Origin of the sequence: Pseudomonas sp. SIMBA_041 (genome assembly GCF_046535095.1) — a bacterium.
GTDB classification, from domain to species: domain Bacteria; phylum Pseudomonadota; class Gammaproteobacteria; order Pseudomonadales; family Pseudomonadaceae; genus Aquipseudomonas; species Aquipseudomonas mucoides.
Genome location: NZ_JAWRXJ010000332.1, coordinates 1 through 270 on the forward strand (window position 1 = coordinate 1; position 270 = coordinate 270).

The 270-nt window shown below is 71.1% G+C and carries 1 pseudogene; it reads right to left on the reverse strand.

The annotated features are described in order from the left end of the window. Positions 1-270 (reverse strand): annotated as a pseudogene (locus SB725_RS31365) (ABC transporter permease); the annotation flags it as partial.

Consider the following 270-nt stretch of genomic DNA (forward strand, 5'->3'; position numbering starts at 1 on the left):
GCGCACCAGCAGCGCCGGCGGCAGGCGCAGCACCGCGGCGGCTTCCCGCAGCCGGGGCTGGGCATCGCGCACGCCCACCAGGGTGTGCAGGGTCACGGGCACCACCACCGCCTTGATCAGCACCACCAGCTTGAGCACTTCGCCGATGCCGAAAAACACCATGAACAACGGGATCCAGGCCAGGGTGGGGATCTGCGACCGGGCGCCGAAGGTGGCAAACACCAGGCGCTCCAGGCGTCGGCTGAAGCCCAGGGCACCCCCCAGCAGGGC